The following is a 21,369-nucleotide window of genomic DNA, read 5'->3' on the forward strand; positions in this document are numbered from 1 at the left end:
GGTTCCTTCACTCGTGACGCTCGGTGTTCGTGCGGGTTCCTGCGGGGCCACCGTACGCGGTACGCGCGGCCCGCGGTCGCCGGTCGAGCGACTTCGGGGAGGGGGACCAGGGCGGGCGAGGGGGCGTCAGCCGTCCAGCACGTCGGCCAGTTGAGAGGCCAGATCGCGTGCCCTGTCCTGCATTTCCTTGCTGTCCGGGACCACACCGACGGCCATCGGCTGTTCCTCGTAGTCGATGGTGACGACCACGTTGGACGTGCGGAACACCACAGTCACCGTCCGGGGTTCGGCGGTCGAACCGGACGAGCCGAGCTGGTCGTCCAGGTACGCCTCGTCACCGAGGTCGGGCAGGACGCGGGGCTGGAGGTCGGTGGGCGCGGCGCTGCCGGAGCCGCCCGCCGCCGGGTCGGTGGAGGCGTCCGAGGAGGGGCTGCCGGAGGGGTCGGCGGACGGGGAGGGGGTGCCGCTGCCGCTCGGGCCGGTGCTGGGGGAGGCGGGCGCGGAGAGGGAGGGCACGGGGACGTCGGCGGCCTTGGCCATGCCCTGGAACAGCTTCTGCGCCTGGGTGTCGTCACTGACCGCCCCGTCGTACGACACCACGCGCTCGAAGTCGACCGAGAGCCGGTCGGTGGCGAGGGTGGACTCCACCTTCCAACGGCAGCCCACCTTGCGGTCGGTGTCGTAGGTCAGCGCGGGCACGCCCCGGTACGCCTTGTCGCGCTGGTCGGGGTCGGTGAGCTGCTGGATGCCGGGGAGCAGGGTGCCGAGAGTGTCGTGGCCGACGGCGCCGCAGGGCTCGGGCAGGGTGCGGTACCGGCCGGGCTGGGCGGCGGCCGGGGCGGAGGCGGCGTCACCGGGGTTGGCGTCGTCGGTGGGCGTGCCGCCGCCGGAGCCCGAGCTGCAGCCTGCCAGCAGGGCCGCGAGGAGGGCGGCGGTGCCGGTGATGTACGCCTTCCGCTGCACGGTCGGGCTCCTTAGGACGGTGTGCGACCCGACGGCGGTGCCCGGTCGATGCTCCAGTGTCCCCGCTGGTTAATCGCTTGCCGCGGCGGGGCGCCTGCTGGACACAATGTGTATCGCACGCACCGCCGTGGTCGCCGGTCCCCTGTCCCATTTCACCGGCCCTGGCGCCGCTTTTGCGTTCTGCCGGTTCGGGTGACTTCCGTGAGCAATGACCCTTGCCCGGCCTATGAGTTGTCACGTCACCTTTGGGGGATTGATCGGTTATGTCGTACGTGGAGATACCGGGCGCCCGCGTCCCGGTGCGGATGTGGACCGACCCGGCCACCGTGGAGGACGGCGCGCTGCGCCAGCTCCAGAACGTGGCCACGCTGCCCTGGATCGAGGGGCTCGCCGTGATGCCGGACGTGCACTACGGCAAGGGCGCGACGGTCGGCTCGGTCATCGCCATGCGCGACGCGGTCTGCCCGGCGGCGGTGGGCGTCGACATCGGCTGCGGCATGTCCGCGGTCCGGACCTCCCTCACGGCCAACGACCTCCCCGGCGACCTCACCCGCCTCCGCTCCCGCATCGAACAGGCCATCCCGGTCGGCCGGGGCATGCACACCACCGCCCTCGACCCGTCCCGCTTCCACGCCCTCCCCACCGCGGGCTGGGACACCTTCTGGTCCCGCTTCGACACGGTCGCCCAGCCGGTCCACTTCCGCCGGGAGCGGGCGGCTCTGCAGATGGGGACGCTGGGCAGCGGCAACCACCTGATCGAATGCTGCCTGGACACCGAGGGCGCGGTCTGGCTCATGCTGCACTCCGGCTCCCGCAACATCGGCAAGGAACTCGCCGAGCACCACATCGGCGTCGCTCAGAAGCTCCCGCACAATCAGGGGCTGGTCGACCGCGACCTCGCGGTGTTCGTGTCGGACACCCCGCAGATGGCCGCGTACCGCAACGACCTCTACTGGGCGCAGGAGTACGCGAAGTACAACCGCACCCTCATGATGGCGCTCCTGAAGGACGTCATCCGCAAGGAGTTCAAGAAGGCGAAGCCGTCCTTCGAGCCGGAGATCTCCTGCCACCACAACTACGTGGCGGAGGAGCGGTACGACGGCAAGGACCTGCTCGTGACCCGCAAGGGCGCGATCCGGGCCGGCTCCGGTGAGTTCGGAATCATTCCAGGCTCGATGGGGACCAGTTCGTACGTCGTGAAGGGACTTGGGAACGAGAAGTCCTTCAACTCGGCCTCGCACGGCGCCGGCCGGCGGATGAGCCGGTCCGCCGCGAAGCGCCGGTTCACCGTGCGGGACCTGGAGGCCCAGACGCGAGGCGTCGAGTGCCGAAAGGACGCGGGCGTCCTGGACGAGATCCCGGCCGCCTACAAGGACATCGACCAGGTGATGGCCCAGCAGACGGACCTCGTCGAGGTCGTCGCCAAGCTGAAGCAGTTCGTCTGCGTGAAGGGCTGAGGCGCCTCACAGTTCCCGGTGGACCTTCGTGTTGCTGGCCTGGGCTCGGGGGCGGAGGACCATCAGGTCGATGTTGACGTGGCTGGGGCGGGTCACGGCCCAGGTGATGGAGTCGGCCACGTCGTCGGCGGTGAGGGGGGCCGCCACGCCCTCGTAGACCTTGGCGGCCTTCTCCGTGTCGCCGGCGAAGCGCGTGAGGGCGAATTCGTCGGTCTTGACCATGCCGGGGGCGATCTCGATGACGCGGACCGGCTTGCCGACGATCTCCAGGCGGAGGGTCTCGGCAAGGACGTGCTCGGCGTGCTTGGCGGCGACGTAACCCGCGCCGCCCTCGTAGGTGGAGAGGCCGGCGGTGGAGGAGACGACGACCACCGTGCCGTCGCCGCTCGCCTCCAGCTTGGGCAGCATGGCCTGGGTGAGGTTGAGGGTGCCGAGGACGTTCGTCTCGTACATCGTGCGCCAGTGCTCCGGGTCGGCGCTGGCCACCGGGTCCGCGCCGAGCGCGCCGCCCGCGTTGTTGACCAGGACGCCGATGGTGCGGAACGCCCCGGCGAACTCGTCCACGGCCGCCCGGTCCGTCACGTCCAGCGGGTACGCGGTGGCCGAGTGGCCCGCCTCGGTCAGCTCCTTCGCCAGCGCCTCGATACGGTCCGCCCGGCGCGCGGTGAGCACCACCCGGTACCCGGCCTCGGCGAGCCGCCGCGCGGTGGCCGCGCCGATACCGCTGCTCGCGCCCGTGACGACGGCGATACGGGACGCGGCGGAGGGGGCGCTGGCCATGGGCTGCTCCTGGGAGAGGGATCGCGGACTCGCGTCCAGCCTAGGCGAGCCTCAGCCGGCGTTCCTCGGGGCCCACATGATGACGGCCATGCCGGCCAGGCAGATCAGGGCGCCGGTGAGGTCGAAGCGGTCGGGGCGGTAGCCGTCGGCGACCACGCCCCACAGGATCGACCCGGCGACGAAGATGCCGCCGTACGCCGCGAGGATGCGGCCGAAGTGGGCGTCCGGCTGGAAGGTGGCGACGAACCCGTACGCGCCCAGCGCCAGCACCCCGCCGGTCATCCACAGCCAGCCGCGGTGCTCGCGCACGCCCTGCCAGACCAGCCACGCGCCGCCGATCTCGAAGAGGGCGGCGACGACGAACAGGGCGGCGGAGCGCAGGATCAGCATGGGGGAAGCCTGGCACGCGCCCTGCGTTCACCTGTTGGAGGGCGCCTGCGGTCCGGCTCGCGTGGCATACATCGGGTGGGCGGAACGGTGACGGGAACGGGAGTGGTCGGCGTGCGCGTACGGACGAGGGCATGGCTGCTGCTGGTCGCCTGCGCGGGCGCGGCCCTGTGGGCCGGGGGGCCGGCCCGGGCGACGGACCGATCCGGCTCCGCCTCCCCGGCACCCGGCCCCGGCCCGGCGACCGTACCCGGCGTCGGCTCCGCGGCCGCCTCCCCGGCACCCGGCCCTGGCCCGGTGGCCGCACCCGGCGTCGGCTCCGCGGCCGTCTCCCCGCCGCACACCGGCCCGGTGCCGGCCCCCACCCCGCGCGCCGACCTCGCCTTCCACGGCCACGCCGTGATCGACGGCGACCGGATGGAGGTGCGGCTCACCCCGCGCGACCACGGCCCGGCCGCCGTGCCGGAGGCGAGTGTGCGGGTGCGATGGTCGGCGGGGCCCGCCGGGACGGTGACGCGGTCGCCGGGGTGCGCGCGGACCGGGGAGCGGACGGTGGTCTGCGGGACCGGCGCGCTCCTCGCGGGCCAGACGGGGGAGGAGATCCGGCTGGGCGTCCGGCTGCGGGTGCCCGCGCCGGAGGTGACCCTGGAAGTGGAGACCGCGTGGAACGGCGGGGTCACCGACCCCGACCGCACCAACGACCGGCTGCGGGTGCTGGTCCTGCCCACCGGCGACGAGTACTCGTTCTGACCCGCGACGCGAGGAGGCCGGCATGGCCGGGAACGACAGCGCGCGGCCCCGGCTGCTCGCGGAGCTGGACGCGGTGTCCCGCCGCTACATCGCCTCCTACGCCCTGTTCAACCAGGCCGTCGCCGACCGCATCGGCCTGCACCCGACCGACCTCCAGTGCCTGAACCTGCTCACCCTGGAGCCCGAGCCCGTCACCACCGGCCATGTCGCCGAGCTGACTGGCCTCACCACCGGCTCGGCGACCCGCCTGGTGGACCGGCTGGAGCGCGCCGGGTACGTCGTACGCCGCCGGGACGCGGGCGACCGGCGCCGGGTGCTGGTCATCCCCGTACCGGAGAGGATCGCGGAGTTCCGGCGCGTCTGGGATGAGCTGTCCGGCGACTGGTCGCGCATCTTCGGGGAGCTGGACGACACCGAACTCGCCGTGATCATCGGGCACATGCAGCGCACGGTGGAGTTCACCAAGGAGCGGATCGCCCGGCTGCGCGAGGGCCGGGACGCCGACGGCGCGGGGTGAGAGCCGGGTAAAAAGGGCGCCCCCGGGCCCCGGGCCCCGGCCGGAGTGCCGTCGCCCTTGGCAGACTGGGGGCGTGCCCCACACCGTGCCCCACACCACGCCCCCCACCGTGCTCCTCGCCGAGGACGACCGCGCCATCCGTCATGCCCTGGAGCGGGCCCTGACCCTGGAGGGCTACGCGGTGACGGCGGTCGCCGACGGCGTCGAGGCGCTGGCGCAGGCCCACCGCACCCCGCCGGACGTGCTGCTGCTGGACGTGATGATGCCCGGCATCGACGGTCTCCAGGTCTGCCGGGTGCTGCGCGCCGAGGGCGACCGCACCCCGATCCTGATGCTCACCGCGCTGGTGGAGACCGCCGACCGGATCGCGGGCCTGGACGCGGGCGCCGACGACTACGTGGTCAAGCCCTTCGACGTCGAGGAGGTCTTCGCCCGCCTGCGCGCCCTGCTGCGCCGCACGAGCCCCGCCCTCGCGGGCGAGCCCGGCCCGGCGCGCGACGCGCAGCTGTCCGACCGGCAGATCGAGGGCGCGGGCATCCGCATGGACCTCCAGGCCCGCCGCGCCTGGCGCGCCGGGCGTGAATTGGAGCTGACCCGCACCGAGTTCGAGCTGCTGGAGCTGCTGGTGCGCAACGCGGGCATCGTGCTCGACCACGCCACCATCTACGACCGCATCTGGGGCTACGACTTCGGCCCCGGCTCCAAGAACCTCGCCGTCTACGTCGGGTATCTGCGCCGCAAGCTGGACGCGCCCGGCGCCCCGCAGCTCATCCACACCGTGCGCGGTGTGGGGTACGTGCTGCGGGAGGAGTAGTGGGCCGCACCTGGCGGCTGCCGGGCGGCTCCCGCACCGGGCTGCGCTCGCTGCGCACCACGTTCGCCGTGTCGTTCGCGGCCGTCACCGCCGCCGTCACGATCCTGGTCGGCATCCTGTCGTACGGCTCGGCCGCGCGGCTGGTGCGGGTGGACCAGCAGTCGGTGTTCACCCAGGTCGTGCGGGACGTCCGGGCCGAGGTGCGGCAGCACCCGATGACCCCGGACGACTTCTCCTCCGCCCGGCCCGGTCACGACCTGGTGCGGCCCGCCCGCACCGACGTGCAGGTGCTCGGGCCGGGCGGCGAGGTCGTGGACCACGGCAGTCCCGGCCTGCCCGTCACCGCCCGCGACCGCGAGGTGGCGGGCGCGCCGGGCGCGGGGAAGCTGGCCGAGCACAAGGACGTACGGGTCGGCGAGGATCTCTTCCGGGTCGCCACCGTCTCGCTCGGCCGGGGGCGGGGCGCGGTGCAGGTGGCGCAGGAGTTCAGCGACACCGAGGACCTGCTGCGCACCCTCCAGCAGCGCACGCTGATCCTGATGGCGGCCGTGGTGGTGGGTGCCGGACTGTTCGGCTGGTGGCTGGCCCGCCGCATCACCCGGCGCCTGGTGCTGCTGACCTCGGCCGCCGAGGACGTGGCCCGCACCCGCCGCCTCGGCATCCAGGTGCCGGTCACCGGGCCGGACGAGGTGGGGCGCCTCGGCCGCGCCTTCGACCGGATGCTGGGCCGGCTCGCCCAGTCCGAGGAGGACCAGCGGCGGCTGGTGCAGGACGCGGGCCACGAGCTGCGCACCCCGCTGACCTCGCTGCGGACGAACATCTCGCTGCTGCGCCGGATCGACGAGCTGCCGCCGGAGACGCGGGAGGACCTGGTGGCGGACCTGACACTGGAGGCGCGGGAGCTGACCGACCTGGTCAACGAGCTGGTGGACCTGGCCGCCGGGCAGTCGGACTCCGAGCCGCCGCAGCGGGTCGACCTCGCGGACGTGGCGGAGGACGTGGTGGGGCTGGCGGGGCGCCGTACCGGGCGGCGGATCGTGCTGGCGGTGAGCGGGGACACGTACGCGGAGGGCCGTCCCGGGCTGCTCCAGCGGGCGCTGTCCAACCTGGTGGAGAACGCGGCCAAGTTCGACCGCGAGGGGACGGAGCCCATCGAGGTGCGGGTGACCGGGGCGGCGGCGGGGACGGTCCGGGTGGAGGTGCTTGACCGGGGACCCGGTGTCGCCGAGGGCGACCTGCTGCGCATCTTCGACCGCTTCTACCGGGCCGCGGACGCCCGCTCCCAGCCCGGCTCGGGGCTCGGGCTGTCCATCGTCCGGGAGATCGCGATGTCCCACGGCGGGGCACCGTTCGCCTACCGCAGGGAAGGCGGGGGCGCGGTGATCGGGTTCACGGTCGGCGGGGGAGCGGGTCCGTCGGAGGGCTAGGGCCTGTCCCGGACAGGCCCTAGGAGCGCTCGTCCTCGGGGCCCCGGCGGGCCGCCGAGAGGGTCCAGGCCAGGTTGCCGACCGCCGCTCCGGCCGCGACCGCGGCGACGATCACCCCGCCTGTGGTCAGGCCGTCGCTGAACAGATGGGGGCGCTGGTCGAGGCTGTGCAGGCCGAAGCCGCACAGTTCGTAGACGCCGACGGCCGCGACGGCGAGGCTGACGAAGAGCAGGGTCAGGGTGGGTTTCAGGTCCCGCACATCGACGACCGGCGTCGACGCGGTCCCCGCCGGTTCGGTCTCGGATCGTGTCTGGTGCATGTCTCCCCGATGAACTGGCTTGTGGCTGGGGGCGGTTGAAAACCTACGATACGTAGGCTCGGCCCGGTGCGGGCGTGATTGCCGTGCGGTTGCTCCCTGGGTGTGGACAACGACGGCCGGCCCCTCCGGGCGACGGCTCTGGCGTCCGGACTGGCGAGCGAGGCCGTGTATACGACCCCCTCCATCATGGCCGACGGCTCAGTGCCGCAGCGCCGTCCCCACGTCGGCCCGTATGTCGCCGGACAGCTCGCGGTGGCTGCGGGCGGTGGCCCGGCCGGTCGCCCCGGCCGCGACATCGTCGATGTTCACGATCACCGTGTCCTGCAGATCGCCCTTCGCGTCACGGAAGTTGACCTGCACGGTGAAGGACTTCTTCTCGCCGGTGGTGTTCTTCGCGGACACCTCGGCCGTGGGTACGTTGTCCTTGCCGGTGGTGACCTTTCCCACCGAGACGTCCTTCTTGGCGTCCACCCCGCCCTTTACCTGGTCCAGCTTCCGCTTGGCCTCCGCCGTGGCCGAGGCCACCGTGCCGGAGGCGCGCGAGGCGAGGGAGGAGGCGGCCGAGGCGGCCTTGCTGGCCTGGCCGGAGGGGCTGTTGCCGTCCGAGCAGCCGGTCACCGCGACCACGAGCGCCACCATCAGGGCCGTACCGGCCGCCCGCCGTGTCCCGCACCCAGCCATGCCAGCCTCCTGAATTCGGCTCCGCTGCCCCCAGTGAAGGCGGGGTCACCGCTGTCCGCACGCCGGGTGTGGCAGGCGTGGGGCGCGCACACCTGAACGGCCCACCGTCGCTCGCGCCCGCCCGGGGCTCGGGATGTGCTGCTCCTACGGCAGCAGGGCACGGCTTCGACGGAGGTGGACCGGCATGGCGGATCGGGAGCCGGGCGACGACGAGATGGCCCGGCTGCGGGAGCGCGTCGACGCGCTGGAGTCCCGCCCGGCGCCCGTACGGCACCGCCTGCGCTCGGCGTGCGCGGCCGTACTGATCATTCTCGGCTGCCTGCTGGCGCCGCTGGCCCTGGTCGCCACCTGGACCGCCGACCTGGCGGACGACACCGACCAGTACGTCGCCACCGTCGCGCCCCTGGCCCACGACCCCGCCGTGCAGGACGCGGCCGCCGCCCGGATCACCGACGAGCTGATGCGGTACCTGAACCTGTCCGACCTGCTGAAGGACGTGGCCCCGGCCGACCGGCCCCGGCTGGAGAAGGCCCTCGGCGCGCTCGGGAAGTCGCTCGACGAGGCGATCTCGGGGTTCGTCCGGGACAAGGCGCGCGAGGTCGTCGCGTCCGATACCTTCGCCCGCTTCTGGACCGACGCCAACCGCCGGCTCCACACGACGGTGGACAAGGCGCTGACCGGCAGCGGCGGGGGAGCGGTACGGATCGAGGGTGACGCGGTGACGGTCGATCTGGCCCCCGTCGTCCAGGAGGTCAAGTCCCGGCTGGTGGACGCGGGTCTGAAGCCCGCCGCCAAGATCCCGGACGTGCATACGGACTTCACGGTCCTGCGGACGGAGAAGGTCGCCGATCTCCAGACGTACTTCCGGCTGCTGCAACTGGCCGGGGTGTGGCTGCCCGTCGTCGCCGCGCTGCTGCTCGCCGGCGGGGTGCTGCTCGCGGTCCGCCGCCGCCGGGCGCTGGTCGCGGCGGCTCTCGGGTTCGCCGTCACCGCCCTCCTGCTGGGCGTGGGCCTGACCGTCTTCCGGGCCTTCTACCTGGACGCGCTGCCCGCCTCGGTGTCCCAGCCCGCCGCCGGGGCGGTCTACGACACCCTGACCCGCTTCCTGCGCACGGCGGTACGGGCGGTGGTCGCCCTCGGCGTGGTCCTCGCCCTGGCCGCGTGGCTCAGCGGCCCCGGCCGCCACGCCCGCGCCCTGCGCGAGATCTGGCACGCGGGCATCGGTGCGGCCCGCGCCCAGACCGACCGCCTCGGCCTACGCACCGGCCCGGTGGGCCCCTTCGTCCACCGCCACCGGGTCTGGCTCGGCTGGCTGCTGGTGGCGGGGGCGGTGGTCGCGTTCGTCCTGTGGCCGCATCCCACCGGCTGGGTGGTCGTGGGTATCGCGCTGGCGTTGCTGTTCGCGTTGGCGGTGGTGGACTTCGTGGGGGAGGAGCGGACGGCCTGAGCCGTCAGACGGCGTCGCGGCGGAGGCGGGGGCACGGATGGTCCCACCTCGGAGCCCTCCGCTCAGGGCCACACCAGGCAGTAGGGCTGGTGGCCCGCCTCGTGCAGCCTGTGGCTGAAGTCCTGCCACTCGTGCAGGAGTTGGTACACGTTGAAGGCGTCGCGGGGGCCGCCGCGGTCCGGGACCGTGGACCAGATGAAGGCGGCCGCGCCGACCGCTTCCTCGCCGATGTCGCGGAGGGGGTCGACGACGGTCATGGGGAGTTTGACGACGGCGTAGTCGGGGTGGAGGACGACGAGTTCGAGGGGCGGGACCTTGTGGAGAGGGACGCCCTCGATGCCGGTCAGCACCATCGCGGCCATCGTCTCCGGCTTGATCTTGGTGAACATGCCGTTCATGCCCAGCTCGTCGCCGCCGAGTTCCTCGGGACGCATCGAGATGGGGACACGAGCGGCGGTCGCGCCGTCCGGCGCGCCGAAGTATTTGTACGTCACCCCCACCCGACCACCATTTCTGCTCCCCGCCCCGAGGTCGGCGGTCCGGTCGCCCCGCTCGGGCTCACTCGGTAGTCCCTGTGTCTGTCGTGCGTCGGCCTGACGTGTTTCGGTCGCTTCCTCCGCTTCGCGCCGGTGCCTTCCCCGCCGGGCTCGCCGAGGACCCAGGTCGTCAGTCCCCTCGCCCAGTCCGCCACCGCGATGCATATCTCCACCCGAGTGCTTTTCTAGGACGCGTGGCCCCCGCCGCGCAACCCGATCATCGTGTCAGTGACCTCCCCCACGGCCGCCCGCCGAAACGTGCGGTGAAACCGAAGTCCGCAGGATCTTCCCGGTCTCAGATCACTACGTGCCGCGGAGGTGTGTGTATCAGGTGTCAGTCTCGCAGATCGTGAAACAGCGGCCAGGAAGGTCGGCCGGATCGGCCCGCAAGAGCGGCGGGAGGAGCGCTGGACCGGCCCCGACGGGGCACGGCGCCGCCGCCGGGCCGCTCCGCCTACCCTGAAGGGGTCACCACCCCACCGGAGTCCGAGAAGTCGGAGAAGCCGCACGTCATGAGCGAAACGCCCTACCCCTACGACGCGCCCGCCTCGCAGGCGCTCTTCGACCGCGCCTCCGAGGTCACGCCGGGTGGCGTGAACTCGCCGGTGCGCGCCTTCCGCGCGGTCGGCGGCACGCCCCGGTTCATGGTCTCGGGCAGCGGGCCGTACCTGACCGACGCCGACGGGCGGGAGTACGTCGACCTGGTGTGCTCCTGGGGTCCGATGATCCTGGGCCACTCGCACCCCGAGGTCATCGCCGCCGTCCAGGAGGCGGTCTCGCGCGGCACCTCCTTCGGCACGCCCGGTGAGGGCGAGGTCGCGCTCGCCGAGGAGATCGTCGCCCGCGTCGAGCCCGTCGAGCAGGTCCGTCTCGTCAGCAGCGGCACCGAGGCCACCATGTCGGCGATCCGGCTGGCCCGCGGCTTCACCCAGCGGTCCAAGGTGATCAAGTTCGCCGGCTGCTACCACGGCCACGTCGACTCCCTGCTGGCCTCCGCCGGCTCGGGCCTCGCCACCTTCGCGCTGCCGGACACCCCCGGTGTCACCGGTGCGCAGGCGGGCGACACCATCGTGCTGCCGTACAACGACCTCGAGGCCGTGCAGGAGGCGTTCCACCGGCACCCCGGCGAGATCGCCTGCGTGATCACCGAGGCGTCGCCGGGCAACATGGGCGTCGTCCCGCCGGAGCCCGGTTTCAACCAGGGCCTGAAGGACGCCTGCGCCAAGAACGGCGCGCTGTACATCTCCGACGAGGTGATGACCGGCTTCCGCACCTCCCGCGCCGGCTGGTACGGCGTCGACGGGGTGAAGCCCGACCTGATGACCTTCGGCAAGGTGATGGGCGGCGGCTTCCCCGCTGCCGCGTTCGGCGGGCGCGCCGACGTCATGGCGCACCTCGCCCCGGCCGGCCCGGTGTACCAGGCGGGCACCCTCTCCGGTAACCCGGTCGCCACCGCCGCCGGTCTCGCCCAGCTACGGCTGCTGGACGACGCGGCGTACGACAAGGTCGACGCGGTCTCCGCGCAGATCCAGGCGCTGGTCACCGAGGCGCTCACCAAGGAGGGCGTGGCCCACCGGCTGCAGCACGCCTCCAACATGTTCTCGGTGTTCTTCACCGACCGGCAGGTGCGCACCTACGAGGACGCCAGGCGGCAGGAGTCGTTCCGCTTCACCGCGTTCTTCCACTCGCTGCTGGCGAACGGCGTGTACCTGCCGCCGTCGTCCTTCGAGTCCTGGTTCGTGTCCACGGCCCACGACGAGCGGGCCATCCAGAAGATCGCCGACGCCCTCCCGGCGGCGGCCCGAGCCGCCGCGGAGGCGACCGCGTGACCACCCCCGAGAGCAACGCCGGTGAGAAGGACGTCACCGTCGTCCACCTGATGCGCCACGGCGAGGTGCACAACCCCGACGGCCTGCTGTACGGACGGCTGCCCGGCTACCACCTCTCCGAGCTGGGCCGGAAGATGGCCGAGCGGGTCGCCGAGCACCTGGCCCCGCGCGACATCACCCATGTCGCCGCCTCCCCGCTGGAGCGGGCGCAGGAGACGGCCGCCCCGATCGCCAAGGCGCACGGTCTCGACCTCGCCACCGATGCCCGGCTCATCGAGGCGGACAACGTCTTCCAGGGCAAGACCTTCGGGGTCGGGGACGGCGCGCTGCGCAACCCGGACAACTGGAAGCACCTGGTCAACCCGTTCAAGCCGTCCTGGGGCGAGCCGTACGTCGACCAGGTGGTGCGGATGATGGGCGCGCTGAACGCGGCCAAGGACGCGGCGCGCGGGCACGAGGCGGTGCTGGTGAGCCATCAGCTCCCGATCTGGATCGTGCGCAGCTACGTCGAGCGGCGCCGGCTCTGGCACGACCCGCGCAAGCGGCAGTGCACGCTGGCCTCGCTGACGTCCTTCACCTACCTGGGCGACAAGATCGTGTCCGTCGGCTACAGCGAGCCCGCGATCGACCTGGTCCCGGCGCATCTGCGCGCGGGGGCCAAGCCGCAGAAGGGCTCCGAGGCGCAGGGCAAGGCTTTCGGCGCCTGAACCGGCCGATCGAGGAACCTCCCCGTTCGTCACATCATCTGACTGTGTGAATCCAGTGAGTGTGACGAATCGGGGAGCTTCATGCAGACCATCACCCGGCGGGGAATACTCGGCCTCGGCGCGGGAGCGGCGGCGGCCGGACTCGTCGGCTGCGGCACCTCCGCCTCCGTGGGCGGCGGAAAGCACCCGAGCGGTTCGGACAAGCCCTCGCCCAGTGGCAGCACCCCCGCCAAGGCCCGCCCCATCGGCGACGGCTCCACCGCCTTCACCGGCAAGCAGCCCCATCAGCCCGCCCGCCCCCAGCCGCTGGAGCCGGGTCAGACCCCGCCCCAGTTCGTGGTCTTCTCCTGGGACGGCGCCGGCGAGGTCGGCAACGGCCTCTTCCCGCGCTTCCTGGACCTGGCCAAGGAGTACGGCGCGAGCATGACCTTCTTCCTCTCCGGGCTGTATCTGCTGCCCGAGTCGAAGAAGCGCCTCTACAGCCCGCCGAACAACCCGCGCGGGGCCTCCGACATCGGCTACCTCACCGACGAGCACGTCAAGGCCACGCTGACCAACGTGCGCCGGGCCTGGCTCGAGGGCCACGAGATCGGCACCCACTTCAACGGGCACTTCTGCGGCGGCTCCGGCACGGTCGGCAACTGGACGCCCGCCCAGTGGCGCAGCGAGATCGACCAGGCCAAGAAGTTCGTCAAGGAGTGGCGCACCAACACCGGCTGGACCGACCTGCCCGCGCTGCCCTTCGACTACGAAAAGGAACTCGTCGGCGGCCGCACCCCCTGCCTGCTCGGCCAGGACAACCTGCTGCCCACCGCCCGAGAGCTGGGCTGGCGCTACGACGCCTCCTCGCCCGGCGGCCGCCAGATGTGGCCGGTCAAGCGCCAGGGCATCTGGGACCTGCCGCTCCAGCAGGTGCCGTTCCCCGGACACTCCTTCGAGGTGCTGTCCATGGACTACAACATGCTGGCCAACCAGTCGGTCAACTCGACCAAGGCCCCCTCCTACAACTATCCGGGCTGGCGCAAGCAGTCGGCGCAGGCGTACATCAGCGGATTCCAGCGCGCGTACGAGACCAACCGGGCGCCGTTCTTCATCGGCAACCACTTCGAGGAGTGGAACGGCGGGATCTACATGGACTCCGTCGAGGAGGCGTTCAAGCACATCGCGCGCGAGAAGGAGAAGGGCGGCGATGTGCGCCTGGTCTCCTTCCGGCAGTTCACCGACTGGCTGGACGTGCAGCGGCCCGAGGTGCTGGAGAAGCTGCGCACCCTGGAGGTCGGCCAGAAGCCGGCCGGGGGCTGGAAGGGCTTCCTGGCCGACGGCGGGAGCGGCACGGGCGGCGCGGGCGACAAGGGCGCCGGTCCGGACGCCGCGTGACGATACGTCCGTAATGCCCGGTGTAAATGCCCCCTGAAAGGCACTTTTCGGCCCGGCAGGGGGCCGGGCGAAACCGCCGGAACCGCCATGCGAAACTTTTCACATGAGTACCCGTAGCCGCGCCGCCCTGCTCGGTGCCGTGGCCGCCGCCGCGGCCCTGACCCTGTCCGCGTGCGGCAGCGGCGGGACCTCCGGCGGTGGCGGCGACACCAACTTCGTCACCGGCCACAACGGCATAGACACCGCCGCGAAGAGCGAGCGCGCCGAGGCCCCCGCCCTGTCCGGAAAGACGATCGACGGCAAGACCCTCGACGTCGCCGGCTACAAGGGCAAGGTCGTCGTCCTCAACGTCTGGGGCTCCTGGTGCGGACCGTGCCGGGAGGAGGCCAAGTACTTCTCCAAGGTCTCCAAGGCGTACGCCGACAAGGGTGTGCAGTTCGTCGGGATCAACACCCGCGACACCAGCACCACCCCGGCCCTCGCCTTCGAGAAGGCCAACGGGATCACGTACCCGAGCCTGTACGACCCGACCGGCAAGCTGATGCTCCGCTTCCCCAAGGGCACGCTCAACCCGCAGCTCATCCCGTCCACGCTGATCCTGGACCGGGACGGGAAGGTCGCCGCGCGGGCGCTTCAGGCGCTCGACGACACGGCCCTGCTGAAGATGCTCAAGCCGGTCCTCGCGGAGAAGTGACGTGAGCGCCCTGCTGACGCTGGCCGCCGTGACGAGCCGCAACGAGACCGTGCTCAACGGCGCCCTGCTGCTCGCCCTGCCCGTCGCGGTGCTGGGCGGGCTGGTCTCCTTCTTCTCGCCCTGCGTGCTCCCGCTGGTCCCCGGCTACCTCTCCTACGTGACCGGCGTCACCGGCACCGACCTCGCCGACGCCCGGCGCGGCCGGATGACCGCCGGCGCCACCCTCTTCGTCCTCGGCTTCACCGTGGTCTTCGTCTCCGGCGGCGCCCTGTTCGGGTACTTCGGGCAGACGCTCCAGGGCTACAAGGACGTGCTCACCCACGTCCTGGGCGTCCTGATGATCCTGCTCGGCATCTTCTTCATGGGCCTGATGCCCTGGCTGACCCAGCGCGAGTTCCGCTTCCACAAGCGCCCCGCGACCGGCCTGATCGGCGCGCCGGTGCTCGGCGCGCTCTTCGGGATCGGCTGGACGCCCTGCATCGGCCCGACCCTCGCCTCCGTCGTCGCCCTCTCCTCCCAGCAGGCGAGCGCGGGCCGGGGCGCGATACTGACCGTCGCGTACTGCCTCGGGCTCGGCGTGCCCTTCGTGCTCACCGCGATCGCCTTCCGCAAGGCGCTCGGCGCCTTCGGCTGGGTCAAACGCCACTATGTCTGGGTGATGCGCGCCGGCGGCACGATGATGATCGTGACCGGCGTGCTGCTGCTGACCGGTGCCTGGGACAGCCTGGTGCAGGACATGCAGACCTGGTCCGACGGCTTCTCTGTGGGGATCTGAACGATGAGCGACACCGAAACCGAGCAGAGCCAGGACCAGGAGGGTCTCGGCGCGGCCGGACAGCAGCTCTCCACCGCGCCCCAGGAGGACACCGGCACCCTGCCGGGCCTCGGCGTCATCGGCTGGGCCCGCTGGTTCTGGCGGCAGCTCACCTCCATGCGGGTCGCGCTGCTGCTGCTCCTGCTGCTCTCCCTCGGCGCGATCCCCGGCTCGCTGATCCCGCAGACCGGCGCGGACGCCGGCAAGGTCGAGGCGTTCCGGGCGGCGCACACCACGCTGGCGCCGGTCTACGACAAGCTCGGGCTGTTCCACGTGTACAGCTCGGTGTGGTTCTCCGCGATCTACATCCTGCTGTTCGTCTCCCTCATCGGCTGCATCGTCCCGCGCACCTGGCAGTTCGTCGGCCAGCTCCGCGGCCGCCCGCCGGGCGCCCCGCGCCGCCTGGACCGGCTGCCCGCGTACACCACCTGGCGCACCACCGCCGACCCCGAGCAGGTACGCGCCGACGCGCTGGCCCTGCTGAAGAAGCGCCGCTTCCGCGCGCACACCGCCGGTGACGCGGTCGCCGCCGAGAAGGGGTACCTGCGCGAGCTGGGCAACCTGGCCTTCCACATCGCGCTGATCGTGCTGCTGATCGCCTTCGCCTCCGGCCAGCTGTTCAAGTCCGACGGCACCAAGCTGGTGGTCGAGGGCGACGGCTTCTCCAACGCGCTGCCGATGTACGACGACTTCAAGTCCGGCAGCCTGTTCCGCAACGACGACCTGGTGCCGTTCAGCTTCGACCTCAAGGACTTCAAGGGCACCTACGAGCTGTCCGGCCCCAACCGCGGCACCCCGCGCACCTTCGAGGCGAAGATCGACTACAGCGTCGGCGCGGACGGGAGGACCCGCGCCAAGACGGTCCAGGTCAACCAGCCGCTGAAGATCGACGACTCCAAGGTCTACCTGGTCAGCCACGGCTACGCGCCGGTCATCACCGTCCGCGACGGCAAGGGCGAGGTGGTCTACAAGGACGCCGTGCCGCTGCTCCCGCTGGACGGCAACGTCACCTCGCAGGGCGTCATCAAGGTCATGGACGGCTACCACGACGCCAAGGGCCGGTACGACCAGCTCGGCATCCGGGCCTTCTTCCTGCCGACCTACGGCGGCGGTGCCTCCGTTCTCTCCCAGTTCCCCGCACTGCTCAACCCGGTGCTCAACCTGGAGCCGTACCACGGCGACCTCGGGGTGGACTCCGGGCTGCCGCAGAGCGTGTACCAGCTCGACAAGAAGCACATGAAGGGCTTCAAGGACGACCAGGGCAAGCAGCTCCGGGCCAACCTGAAGCCCGGGCAGACCATGAAACTGCCCGGCGGTGCCGGCACCGTCACGTTCGAGAAGGACGTCAAGGAATGGGCCGGCTTCGAGATCGTCCAGGAGCCGGGCGGCGCCTGGGCACTGGGCGGCGCCATCGCCGCGATCCTCGGCCTCGCCGCGTCCCTCTTCATCCAGCGCCGCCGGATCTGGGTGCGGGCCGTGCGCGGCGCCGACGGGGTCACGGTGGTCGAGATGGCCGGGCTCGGCCGCAGCGAGTCCGCCAAGGTCCCCGAGGAACTGGGCGACCTCGCCGGAACCCTCTACGACCGGGCGCCGGGCGCCCCCGACACCCACGAAGACGCATCCCACGCCGTACCTGCCGAAGGGGCTGAGCAGTGACTCTCGCCGCCGCAACCGACCTCGCCGCCGCGACCAACGAGCATCTGGCGAGCATCAGCAACACGCTCATCTACTCCTCGATGGCCGTGTACACGCTGGCCTTCTTCGCCTACATCGCCGAGTGGCTGTTCGGCAGCCGCAGCAAGGTCGGCCGCACGGCCGCCGCGCTCACCGCCGGCACCGAGCCGGCCAGGAGCGCCCCGGCCGTCACCGTGAAGCGGGCGGGCGGCACCACCGTGCTGGAACGTCCGCAGGTCGTCGTGCGCTCCGCCGCCGGTGCCCGTGACGTGCCGGACGGGCCCGGCGCCCACGGCGGGGACGTCCAGGGCGACATGTACGGCCGGATCGCGGTCTCCCTCACCGTGCTCGCCTTCCTGGTGGAGCTGGCCGGTGTGGTCGCCCGCGCGGCCTCCGTGCAGCGCGCCCCCTGGGGCAACATGTACGAGTTCAACCTGACCTTCTCCACGGTCGCGGTCGGCGTGTACCTGGGCCTGCTCGCGCTCAAGAAGAACGTGCGCTGGCTCGGCCTGTTCCTGATCACCACGGTCCTGCTGGACCTCGGCCTCGCCGTCACCGTGCTCTACACCGCCAGCGACCAGCTCGTCCCGGCGCTGCACTCGTACTGGCTGTACATCCACGTCTCCACCGCCATCTTCTGCGGCGCGGTGTTCTACGTGGGCGCGGTCGCCACGATCCTGTACCTCTTCAAGGACTCCTACGAGAACAAGCTGGAGAGCGGTGGCACACCGGGCACCTTCGCCCGCTCGGTGCTGGAGCGGCTGCCCGCCTCCGCCTCGCTGGACAAGTTCGCCTACCGGGTCAACGCGGCCGTCTTCCCGCTGTGGACGTTCACGATCATCGCGGGCGCGATCTGGGCGGGCGACGCCTGGGGCCGGTACTGGAACTGGGACCCCAAGGAGACCTGGTCCTTCATCACCTGGGTCGCCTACGCCTGCTACCTGCACGCCCGTGCCACGGCCGGCTGGAAGGGCCGCAAGGCCGCCTACCTGGCGATGATCGCCTTCGGCTGCTGGCTGTTCAACTACTACGGCGTCAACATCTTCGTCAGCGGCAAGCACTCGTACGCGGGCGTCTGAGCGCGGGGTCGTAGACACTGGGGGCATGCACGGTTCCATCGAACAGGGCATGAGCCAGACGCACGGCAACACGCACATCCGGCACTTCCTGGTGCGGCTGCCGAGGTCCATGGAGGAGGTCTGGCCCGCGGTGGCCGACGCCGAGGGCCTCTCCGCCTGGTGCACCCCGGTCGACGTGCTGGAACCCCGCCTGGACGGCATGGTCGCGCTGCGCGACCTGGGCGCCGGGCGGATCACCGCCTGGGACGTGGACCGGGTCGCGGAGTACACCGTCGAGGGCGGCGGCCGCCTCCGCTTCCACCTCGAACGGGACGGTGAGCGGGGCAGCACCCTGCGCTTCACCCACGAGTACCAGGGCGAGGGCGCCACGGAGACGGAGTGGCGCAACCGTTTCGAACGCCTGATCGAACAACTGGACTAGCCGGCCACGTCCCGCTCAGGCGGGCACCGCCGACATCAGGTCCCGCAGGCGCTCCACGTACAGGCCCATGTTCTTGGCGGCCACGTCCGTGTCCGGGTGGCGGCTGGCCAGCCAGAGGCCGTCGTGGACGCGGTTGACCCACACGCAGACCTGGTCGCCGTAGGAGACCCGGAGCAGGGCGTGGGCGTTCTGCTCCGCCCAGCGGGCGGCGCCGGGGATGCCACGGGTGTCGACGAAGGACACGATCGAGTACAGGTCCGGGGACGTGGGCCGGAAGTCCGCGCCGAGCAGGCTCAGCACCCGGGCCAGCGGCATCCGGGCCAGGGCGCGGTTGGCCTGCAACTGCGCCCGCACCGCGCGCAGGGTGGCGGCCAGGTCGGGGGCGTGGTCCAGCGGCACCTCGATGGGGGCGCCGCCGACGAACCAGCCGACCGAGTCGCTCCACTGCGACTTCACCCGCGTGTGGAACGGCACCACCGTCCGGTACACCGACTGCTCGCCCAGCTCCTGCACGATCAGCGCGGTCGCCGCCAGCAGCCCGACCAGGCTCCCCCCGTACGGCCGGCAGTACGCCTCGAACGCGGCCGCCGCCTCCGCGTCCACCAGCGGCTCGCAGATCATCCGCTGCGGGGGCAGAGACCCGCCCGGCTCCACGCCCAGCTCCACCGGGAACGAGGGCAGCGTGCCGTCACAGCGGCGGATGAACTCCCGCCAGCGGGCCACCGTCTCGTGCTCACCGTCCAGCCGGTCCGCGTCCGCCCGCTCGATCTCGCAGAAGTCCACGTAACTGGCGGCCGGGGTGCGCACCACCGGCCCGCGCCCCTGAAGGCCCGCCGTGTACAGCTCCTCGATCTCGGCCGGGATGCCGTGCAGCGAGTAGGCGTCCACATTGCTGTGGTCGAAGGCGAGGAAGACGGTGGCCGACTCGTCCCGGACCACGGCCGCGTAGATCAGGTTGGGCCAGCGCAGCGCGTCCGCGACCGTGTCGAAGCGGGCCTGGAGATGAGCGGTCAGCGCGGCCGCGTCCGTGAACTCGCCCCCGGCCTCCTGGTGCAGGGTGACGTCCCCGGCGTCCAGGGTGAAGCGGCGCAGCTCCTCCCCGTCCTCACCGGCCCAGCGGAAGCCGCTGCGGAGCGTCTCGTGCCGCACCGTCCAGGCCCGCAGGGACTCCTCGAGCACATCGAGGTCGACCGGTCCGGCCAGGTCGAAGGAGGTGCCGAGCCAGGTCGGCACGAACAGGCCGTCCTCCCGGACGTGCCGGGCCGTGCGGATGTGCGACTCCTGGATGTAGGCGGGCGGGCGGGAGTCCTCCGGCAGGCCGTGCGCGGTGGCGACGGTCGCCGGACTCAGCGTCCACTCGACGAGCCGTCCCGGCCGGACCTCGCAGCGCTGGATGTCAGTGATTCGCACGCGTCTCCGATCGCAGAAGGGGACCCCGGTGTGGTGGGGCCCCCGCCAAGGGAATGCCGTCGCACGGGGTGGAGACATGCCCGCGTGGGCCTTTTCAGCGGAACGGATGGCGGGCCGAACGCCTGACCGTGCGCGCGGTCAGCCCCCGGCGAACCCGATGTCCTCGTTCCACAGTTCGGGATTCCCCGCCACGAACTCCCGCATCAGCGCGCCGCATTCGGGATCGTCCAGCAGTACGACCTCCACCCCGTGCGCGGCCAGCCACTCGTGCCCGCCGCTGAAGGTCCCCGCCTCCCCGACCACCACCCGCGAGATCCCGAACTGCCGCACCAGCCCGGAGCAGTACCAGCACGGCGACAGGGTGGTCACCATCGTCGTCCCCCGGTACGACGGGCGCCGCCCCGCGTCCCGGAAGGCCGCCGTCTCCGCGTGCGTGGCCGGGTCCCCGTCCTGCACCCGGCGGTTGCGCCCCCGCCCGAGCACCTCACCCCGGGAGCCGTAGAGCGCGGCCCCGATCGGGATGCCCCCCTCCGCGTGTCCCGCCCGCGCCTCTTCGACGGCGGTACGCAGCCAGTCCCGCGCCAGCTCCAGATCCATGGGGGCACTGTCCCCGGAGGGGCACGGGGACCAAACGCGCCCCCGCCTGCCTCCACCCGCAGCAGCAGCTTCCCCGTGCTCGTCCGGCTCCCCATCAGCCGGTGCGCCCCGGCCGCCTCCGCCAGCGGGAACTCGGCGGTGACCGGCAGCGACAGCGTCTCCGGCCGGCCGCGGGCGCTCGGTTCGGGCGTCCAGGGCCTCACCGGCGGCCAGGCCACCACTTCACGGTGCCGCGGGCGGCCGGGCTGGTCGAGCAGCGTGACGAGGGCGCCCGGCGCGTGAACCGGCTCAGGCGGGCCGAGTTCGAGGCGCGTTTCCCCGGACTGCTGGACCTGGTCCTCCGGGGCGACTGAACTCTGCCGCCCCCCGGGTCACTCCGTACCCGGCTCGTCCTTCTTCAGGGAGCGCAGGAAGTCCGGGTTGTCGTCGGGGGCCACCCAGGTCGGGGCCGGACCGGCCGGGTGGCGGACCTTGCCGGTGATCAGCCAGGCCAGCGGGCCGACCAGAACCTCGCCGAAGAGCAGGACGATGAACACCCAGGCCACCTTGGGCAGATGGCGTACCTCGTCCTCGGGGGTGTTCAGACAGTCCACGAACGCGTAGATCCACAGGGCCAGGACCAGCAGGAACGGCAGATACCTGAGCATGGTCGCGCGATCTCCCCACGGTGTGGACGGCCCCGGTGACCG

General features: G+C 72.0%; 24 protein-coding genes. 15 read left to right on the top strand and 9 right to left on the bottom strand.

What is annotated here, in order from left to right; translation table 11 throughout:
- Positions 1 to 126: 126 nt before the first annotated feature.
- A complete protein-coding gene (locus tag E5082_RS00175) occupies positions 127 to 963 on the bottom strand; it encodes a DUF3558 domain-containing protein (RefSeq protein WP_135789295.1) in 837 nt (278 codons plus the stop codon).
- A gap of 263 nt (positions 964 to 1,226) precedes the next feature.
- Here E5082_RS00175 and E5082_RS00180 point away from each other — a divergent pair, with 263 nt between their 5' ends.
- A complete protein-coding gene (locus E5082_RS00180) occupies positions 1,227 to 2,420 on the top strand; it encodes an RtcB family protein (RefSeq protein WP_135789296.1) in 1,194 nt (397 codons plus the stop codon).
- Between the two features lie 6 nt (positions 2,421 to 2,426).
- Here E5082_RS00180 and E5082_RS00185 read toward each other — a convergent pair whose 3' ends face one another.
- Positions 2,427 to 3,200, bottom strand: coding sequence for an SDR family NAD(P)-dependent oxidoreductase (locus E5082_RS00185; protein ID WP_135789297.1), 774 nt, complete (start codon positions 3,198 to 3,200; stop codon positions 2,427 to 2,429).
- Positions 3,201 to 3,251: 51 nt separating this feature from the next.
- Positions 3,252 to 3,590: a YnfA family protein gene (locus E5082_RS00190; protein WP_135789298.1), complete on the bottom strand. Its 339-nt coding sequence runs from the start codon at positions 3,588 to 3,590 to the stop codon at positions 3,252 to 3,254.
- Between the two features lie 111 nt (positions 3,591 to 3,701).
- Here E5082_RS00190 and E5082_RS32745 point away from each other — a divergent pair, with 111 nt between their 5' ends.
- The 4 genes from E5082_RS32745 (at position 3,702) to E5082_RS00210 (ending at position 7,095) form a co-directional block, all read left to right on the top strand.
- Positions 3,702 to 4,337, top strand: a complete 636-nt coding sequence (locus E5082_RS32745) for a hypothetical protein (protein WP_229919009.1) — start codon at positions 3,702 to 3,704, stop codon at positions 4,335 to 4,337.
- Between the two features lie 22 nt (positions 4,338 to 4,359).
- Positions 4,360 to 4,854, top strand: a complete 495-nt coding sequence (locus E5082_RS00200) for a MarR family winged helix-turn-helix transcriptional regulator (protein WP_135789299.1) — start codon at positions 4,360 to 4,362, stop codon at positions 4,852 to 4,854.
- 109 nt (positions 4,855 to 4,963) lie between these two features.
- Complete coding sequence (locus E5082_RS00205; RefSeq protein WP_135790082.1) at positions 4,964 to 5,668, top strand: response regulator transcription factor; 705 nt, start codon at positions 4,964 to 4,966, stop codon at positions 5,666 to 5,668.
- On the top strand, positions 5,668 to 7,095 hold the full coding sequence (locus tag E5082_RS00210; protein WP_135789300.1) for a sensor histidine kinase: 1,428 nt from the start codon (positions 5,668 to 5,670) through the stop codon (positions 7,093 to 7,095). Before E5082_RS00205 ends, E5082_RS00210 begins: the two co-directional genes overlap by 1 nt.
- A gap of 19 nt (positions 7,096 to 7,114) precedes the next feature.
- Here the strand turns inward: E5082_RS00210 and E5082_RS00215 are convergent, their stop codons facing one another.
- Together E5082_RS00215 and E5082_RS00220 are read right to left on the bottom strand one after the other, a co-directional pair.
- Entirely contained in the window at positions 7,115 to 7,414 is a 300-nt protein-coding gene (locus tag E5082_RS00215; RefSeq protein ID WP_135789301.1) for a hypothetical protein, read from the bottom strand.
- A gap of 198 nt (positions 7,415 to 7,612) precedes the next feature.
- Positions 7,613 to 8,095: a hypothetical protein gene (locus E5082_RS00220; RefSeq protein ID WP_135789302.1), complete on the bottom strand. Its 483-nt coding sequence runs from the start codon at positions 8,093 to 8,095 to the stop codon at positions 7,613 to 7,615.
- 184 nt (positions 8,096 to 8,279) lie between these two features.
- Between E5082_RS00220 and E5082_RS00225 the strand changes: the two genes are divergently transcribed.
- Positions 8,280 to 9,542 (top strand): hypothetical protein, encoded by a 1,263-nt coding sequence (locus tag E5082_RS00225; RefSeq protein ID WP_135789303.1) that lies wholly within the window; start codon positions 8,280 to 8,282, stop codon positions 9,540 to 9,542.
- Between the two features lie 62 nt (positions 9,543 to 9,604).
- On the opposite strand, the gene E5082_RS00230 is transcribed toward E5082_RS00225, so the two are convergent.
- Positions 9,605 to 10,243: a hypothetical protein gene (locus E5082_RS00230; RefSeq protein WP_190045420.1), complete on the bottom strand. Its 639-nt coding sequence runs from the start codon at positions 10,241 to 10,243 to the stop codon at positions 9,605 to 9,607.
- 347 nt (positions 10,244 to 10,590) lie between these two features.
- Between E5082_RS00230 and hemL the strand changes: the two genes are divergently transcribed.
- The 8 genes from hemL (at position 10,591) to E5082_RS00275 (ending at position 18,673) form a co-directional block, all read left to right on the top strand.
- Positions 10,591 to 11,907, top strand: a complete 1,317-nt coding sequence (gene hemL / locus E5082_RS00240; protein ID WP_135789305.1) for a glutamate-1-semialdehyde 2,1-aminomutase — start codon at positions 10,591 to 10,593, stop codon at positions 11,905 to 11,907.
- A 50-nt stretch (positions 11,908 to 11,957) separates the two neighbouring features.
- Complete coding sequence (locus E5082_RS00245) at positions 11,958 to 12,614, top strand: histidine phosphatase family protein (protein WP_135790083.1); 657 nt, start codon at positions 11,958 to 11,960, stop codon at positions 12,612 to 12,614.
- Positions 12,615 to 12,695: 81 nt separating this feature from the next.
- Positions 12,696 to 13,991 carry a polysaccharide deacetylase family protein gene (locus E5082_RS00250; RefSeq protein ID WP_135789306.1) on the top strand — a complete coding sequence of 432 codons (1,296 nt, stop codon included), beginning with the start codon at positions 12,696 to 12,698 and terminating at the stop codon, positions 13,989 to 13,991.
- Between the two features lie 103 nt (positions 13,992 to 14,094).
- Positions 14,095 to 14,685: a TlpA family protein disulfide reductase gene (locus tag E5082_RS00255; protein ID WP_167513956.1), complete on the top strand. Its 591-nt coding sequence runs from the start codon at positions 14,095 to 14,097 to the stop codon at positions 14,683 to 14,685.
- A gap of 1 nt (position 14,686) precedes the next feature.
- Entirely contained in the window at positions 14,687 to 15,460 is a 774-nt protein-coding gene (locus E5082_RS00260) for a cytochrome c biogenesis CcdA family protein (protein ID WP_190045419.1), read from the top strand.
- Positions 15,461 to 15,463: 3 nt separating this feature from the next.
- On the top strand, positions 15,464 to 17,155 hold the full coding sequence (gene resB, locus E5082_RS00265) for a cytochrome c biogenesis protein ResB (RefSeq protein WP_135789307.1): 1,692 nt from the start codon (positions 15,464 to 15,466) through the stop codon (positions 17,153 to 17,155).
- Positions 17,152 to 18,252: a c-type cytochrome biogenesis protein CcsB gene (ccsB, locus tag E5082_RS00270; RefSeq protein ID WP_135789308.1), complete on the top strand. Its 1,101-nt coding sequence runs from the start codon at positions 17,152 to 17,154 to the stop codon at positions 18,250 to 18,252. Before resB ends, ccsB begins: the two co-directional genes overlap by 4 nt.
- A 25-nt stretch (positions 18,253 to 18,277) precedes the next feature.
- A complete protein-coding gene (locus E5082_RS00275; RefSeq protein WP_135789309.1) occupies positions 18,278 to 18,673 on the top strand; it encodes an SRPBCC family protein in 396 nt (131 codons plus the stop codon).
- Positions 18,674 to 18,688: 15 nt separating this feature from the next.
- Here the strand turns inward: E5082_RS00275 and E5082_RS00280 are convergent, their stop codons facing one another.
- Together E5082_RS00280 and E5082_RS00285 are read right to left on the bottom strand one after the other, a co-directional pair.
- A complete protein-coding gene (locus tag E5082_RS00280; RefSeq protein ID WP_135789310.1) occupies positions 18,689 to 20,083 on the bottom strand; it encodes a condensation domain-containing protein in 1,395 nt (464 codons plus the stop codon).
- 138 nt (positions 20,084 to 20,221) lie between these two features.
- Complete coding sequence (locus tag E5082_RS00285; protein ID WP_135789311.1) at positions 20,222 to 20,680, bottom strand: nucleoside deaminase; 459 nt, start codon at positions 20,678 to 20,680, stop codon at positions 20,222 to 20,224.
- 101 nt (positions 20,681 to 20,781) lie between these two features.
- Between E5082_RS00285 and E5082_RS33635 the strand changes: the two genes are divergently transcribed.
- Complete coding sequence (locus E5082_RS33635) at positions 20,782 to 21,033, top strand: hypothetical protein (RefSeq protein WP_373310124.1); 252 nt, start codon at positions 20,782 to 20,784, stop codon at positions 21,031 to 21,033.
- An 18-nt stretch (positions 21,034 to 21,051) separates the two neighbouring features.
- Here the strand turns inward: E5082_RS33635 and E5082_RS00300 are convergent, their stop codons facing one another.
- Complete coding sequence (locus tag E5082_RS00300; protein ID WP_135789312.1) at positions 21,052 to 21,327, bottom strand: PLD nuclease N-terminal domain-containing protein; 276 nt, start codon at positions 21,325 to 21,327, stop codon at positions 21,052 to 21,054.
- Between the last annotated feature and the right edge of the window lie 42 nt (positions 21,328 to 21,369).

This window comes from Streptomyces griseoluteus (assembly GCF_004784465.1).
GTDB lineage: Bacteria > Actinomycetota > Actinomycetes > Streptomycetales > Streptomycetaceae > Streptomyces > Streptomyces griseoluteus.

Bases quoted from the DNA above. Each gene is read 5' to 3' on its own strand.
- E5082_RS00230 (WP_190045420.1), bottom strand. From the start codon at position 10,243: ATGCATCGCGGTGGCGGACTGGGCGAGGGGACTGACGACCTGGGTCCT.
- E5082_RS00190 (WP_135789298.1), bottom strand. From the start codon at position 3,590: ATGCTGATCCTGCGCTCCGCCGCCCTGTTCGTCGTCGCCGCCCTCTTC.
- E5082_RS00250 (WP_135789306.1), top strand. From the start codon at position 12,696: ATGCAGACCATCACCCGGCGGGGAATACTCGGCCTCGGCGCGGGAGCG.
- E5082_RS00220 (WP_135789302.1), bottom strand. From the start codon at position 8,095: ATGGCTGGGTGCGGGACACGGCGGGCGGCCGGTACGGCCCTGATGGTG.
- E5082_RS00200 (WP_135789299.1), top strand. From the start codon at position 4,360: ATGGCCGGGAACGACAGCGCGCGGCCCCGGCTGCTCGCGGAGCTGGAC.
- hemL (WP_135789305.1), top strand. From the start codon at position 10,591: ATGAGCGAAACGCCCTACCCCTACGACGCGCCCGCCTCGCAGGCGCTC.
- E5082_RS00255 (WP_167513956.1), top strand. From the start codon at position 14,095: ATGAGTACCCGTAGCCGCGCCGCCCTGCTCGGTGCCGTGGCCGCCGCC.
- E5082_RS00245 (WP_135790083.1), top strand. From the start codon at position 11,958: ATGCGCCACGGCGAGGTGCACAACCCCGACGGCCTGCTGTACGGACGG.
- resB (WP_135789307.1), top strand. From the start codon at position 15,464: ATGAGCGACACCGAAACCGAGCAGAGCCAGGACCAGGAGGGTCTCGGC.
- E5082_RS00215 (WP_135789301.1), bottom strand. From the start codon at position 7,414: ATGCACCAGACACGATCCGAGACCGAACCGGCGGGGACCGCGTCGACG.
- E5082_RS00285 (WP_135789311.1), bottom strand. From the start codon at position 20,680: ATGGATCTGGAGCTGGCGCGGGACTGGCTGCGTACCGCCGTCGAAGAG.
- E5082_RS00225 (WP_135789303.1), top strand. From the start codon at position 8,280: ATGGCGGATCGGGAGCCGGGCGACGACGAGATGGCCCGGCTGCGGGAG.
- E5082_RS00275 (WP_135789309.1), top strand. From the start codon at position 18,278: ATGCACGGTTCCATCGAACAGGGCATGAGCCAGACGCACGGCAACACG.
- E5082_RS00300 (WP_135789312.1), bottom strand. From the start codon at position 21,327: ATGCTCAGGTATCTGCCGTTCCTGCTGGTCCTGGCCCTGTGGATCTAC.
- E5082_RS00180 (WP_135789296.1), top strand. From the start codon at position 1,227: ATGTCGTACGTGGAGATACCGGGCGCCCGCGTCCCGGTGCGGATGTGG.
- E5082_RS00185 (WP_135789297.1), bottom strand. From the start codon at position 3,200: ATGGCCAGCGCCCCCTCCGCCGCGTCCCGTATCGCCGTCGTCACGGGC.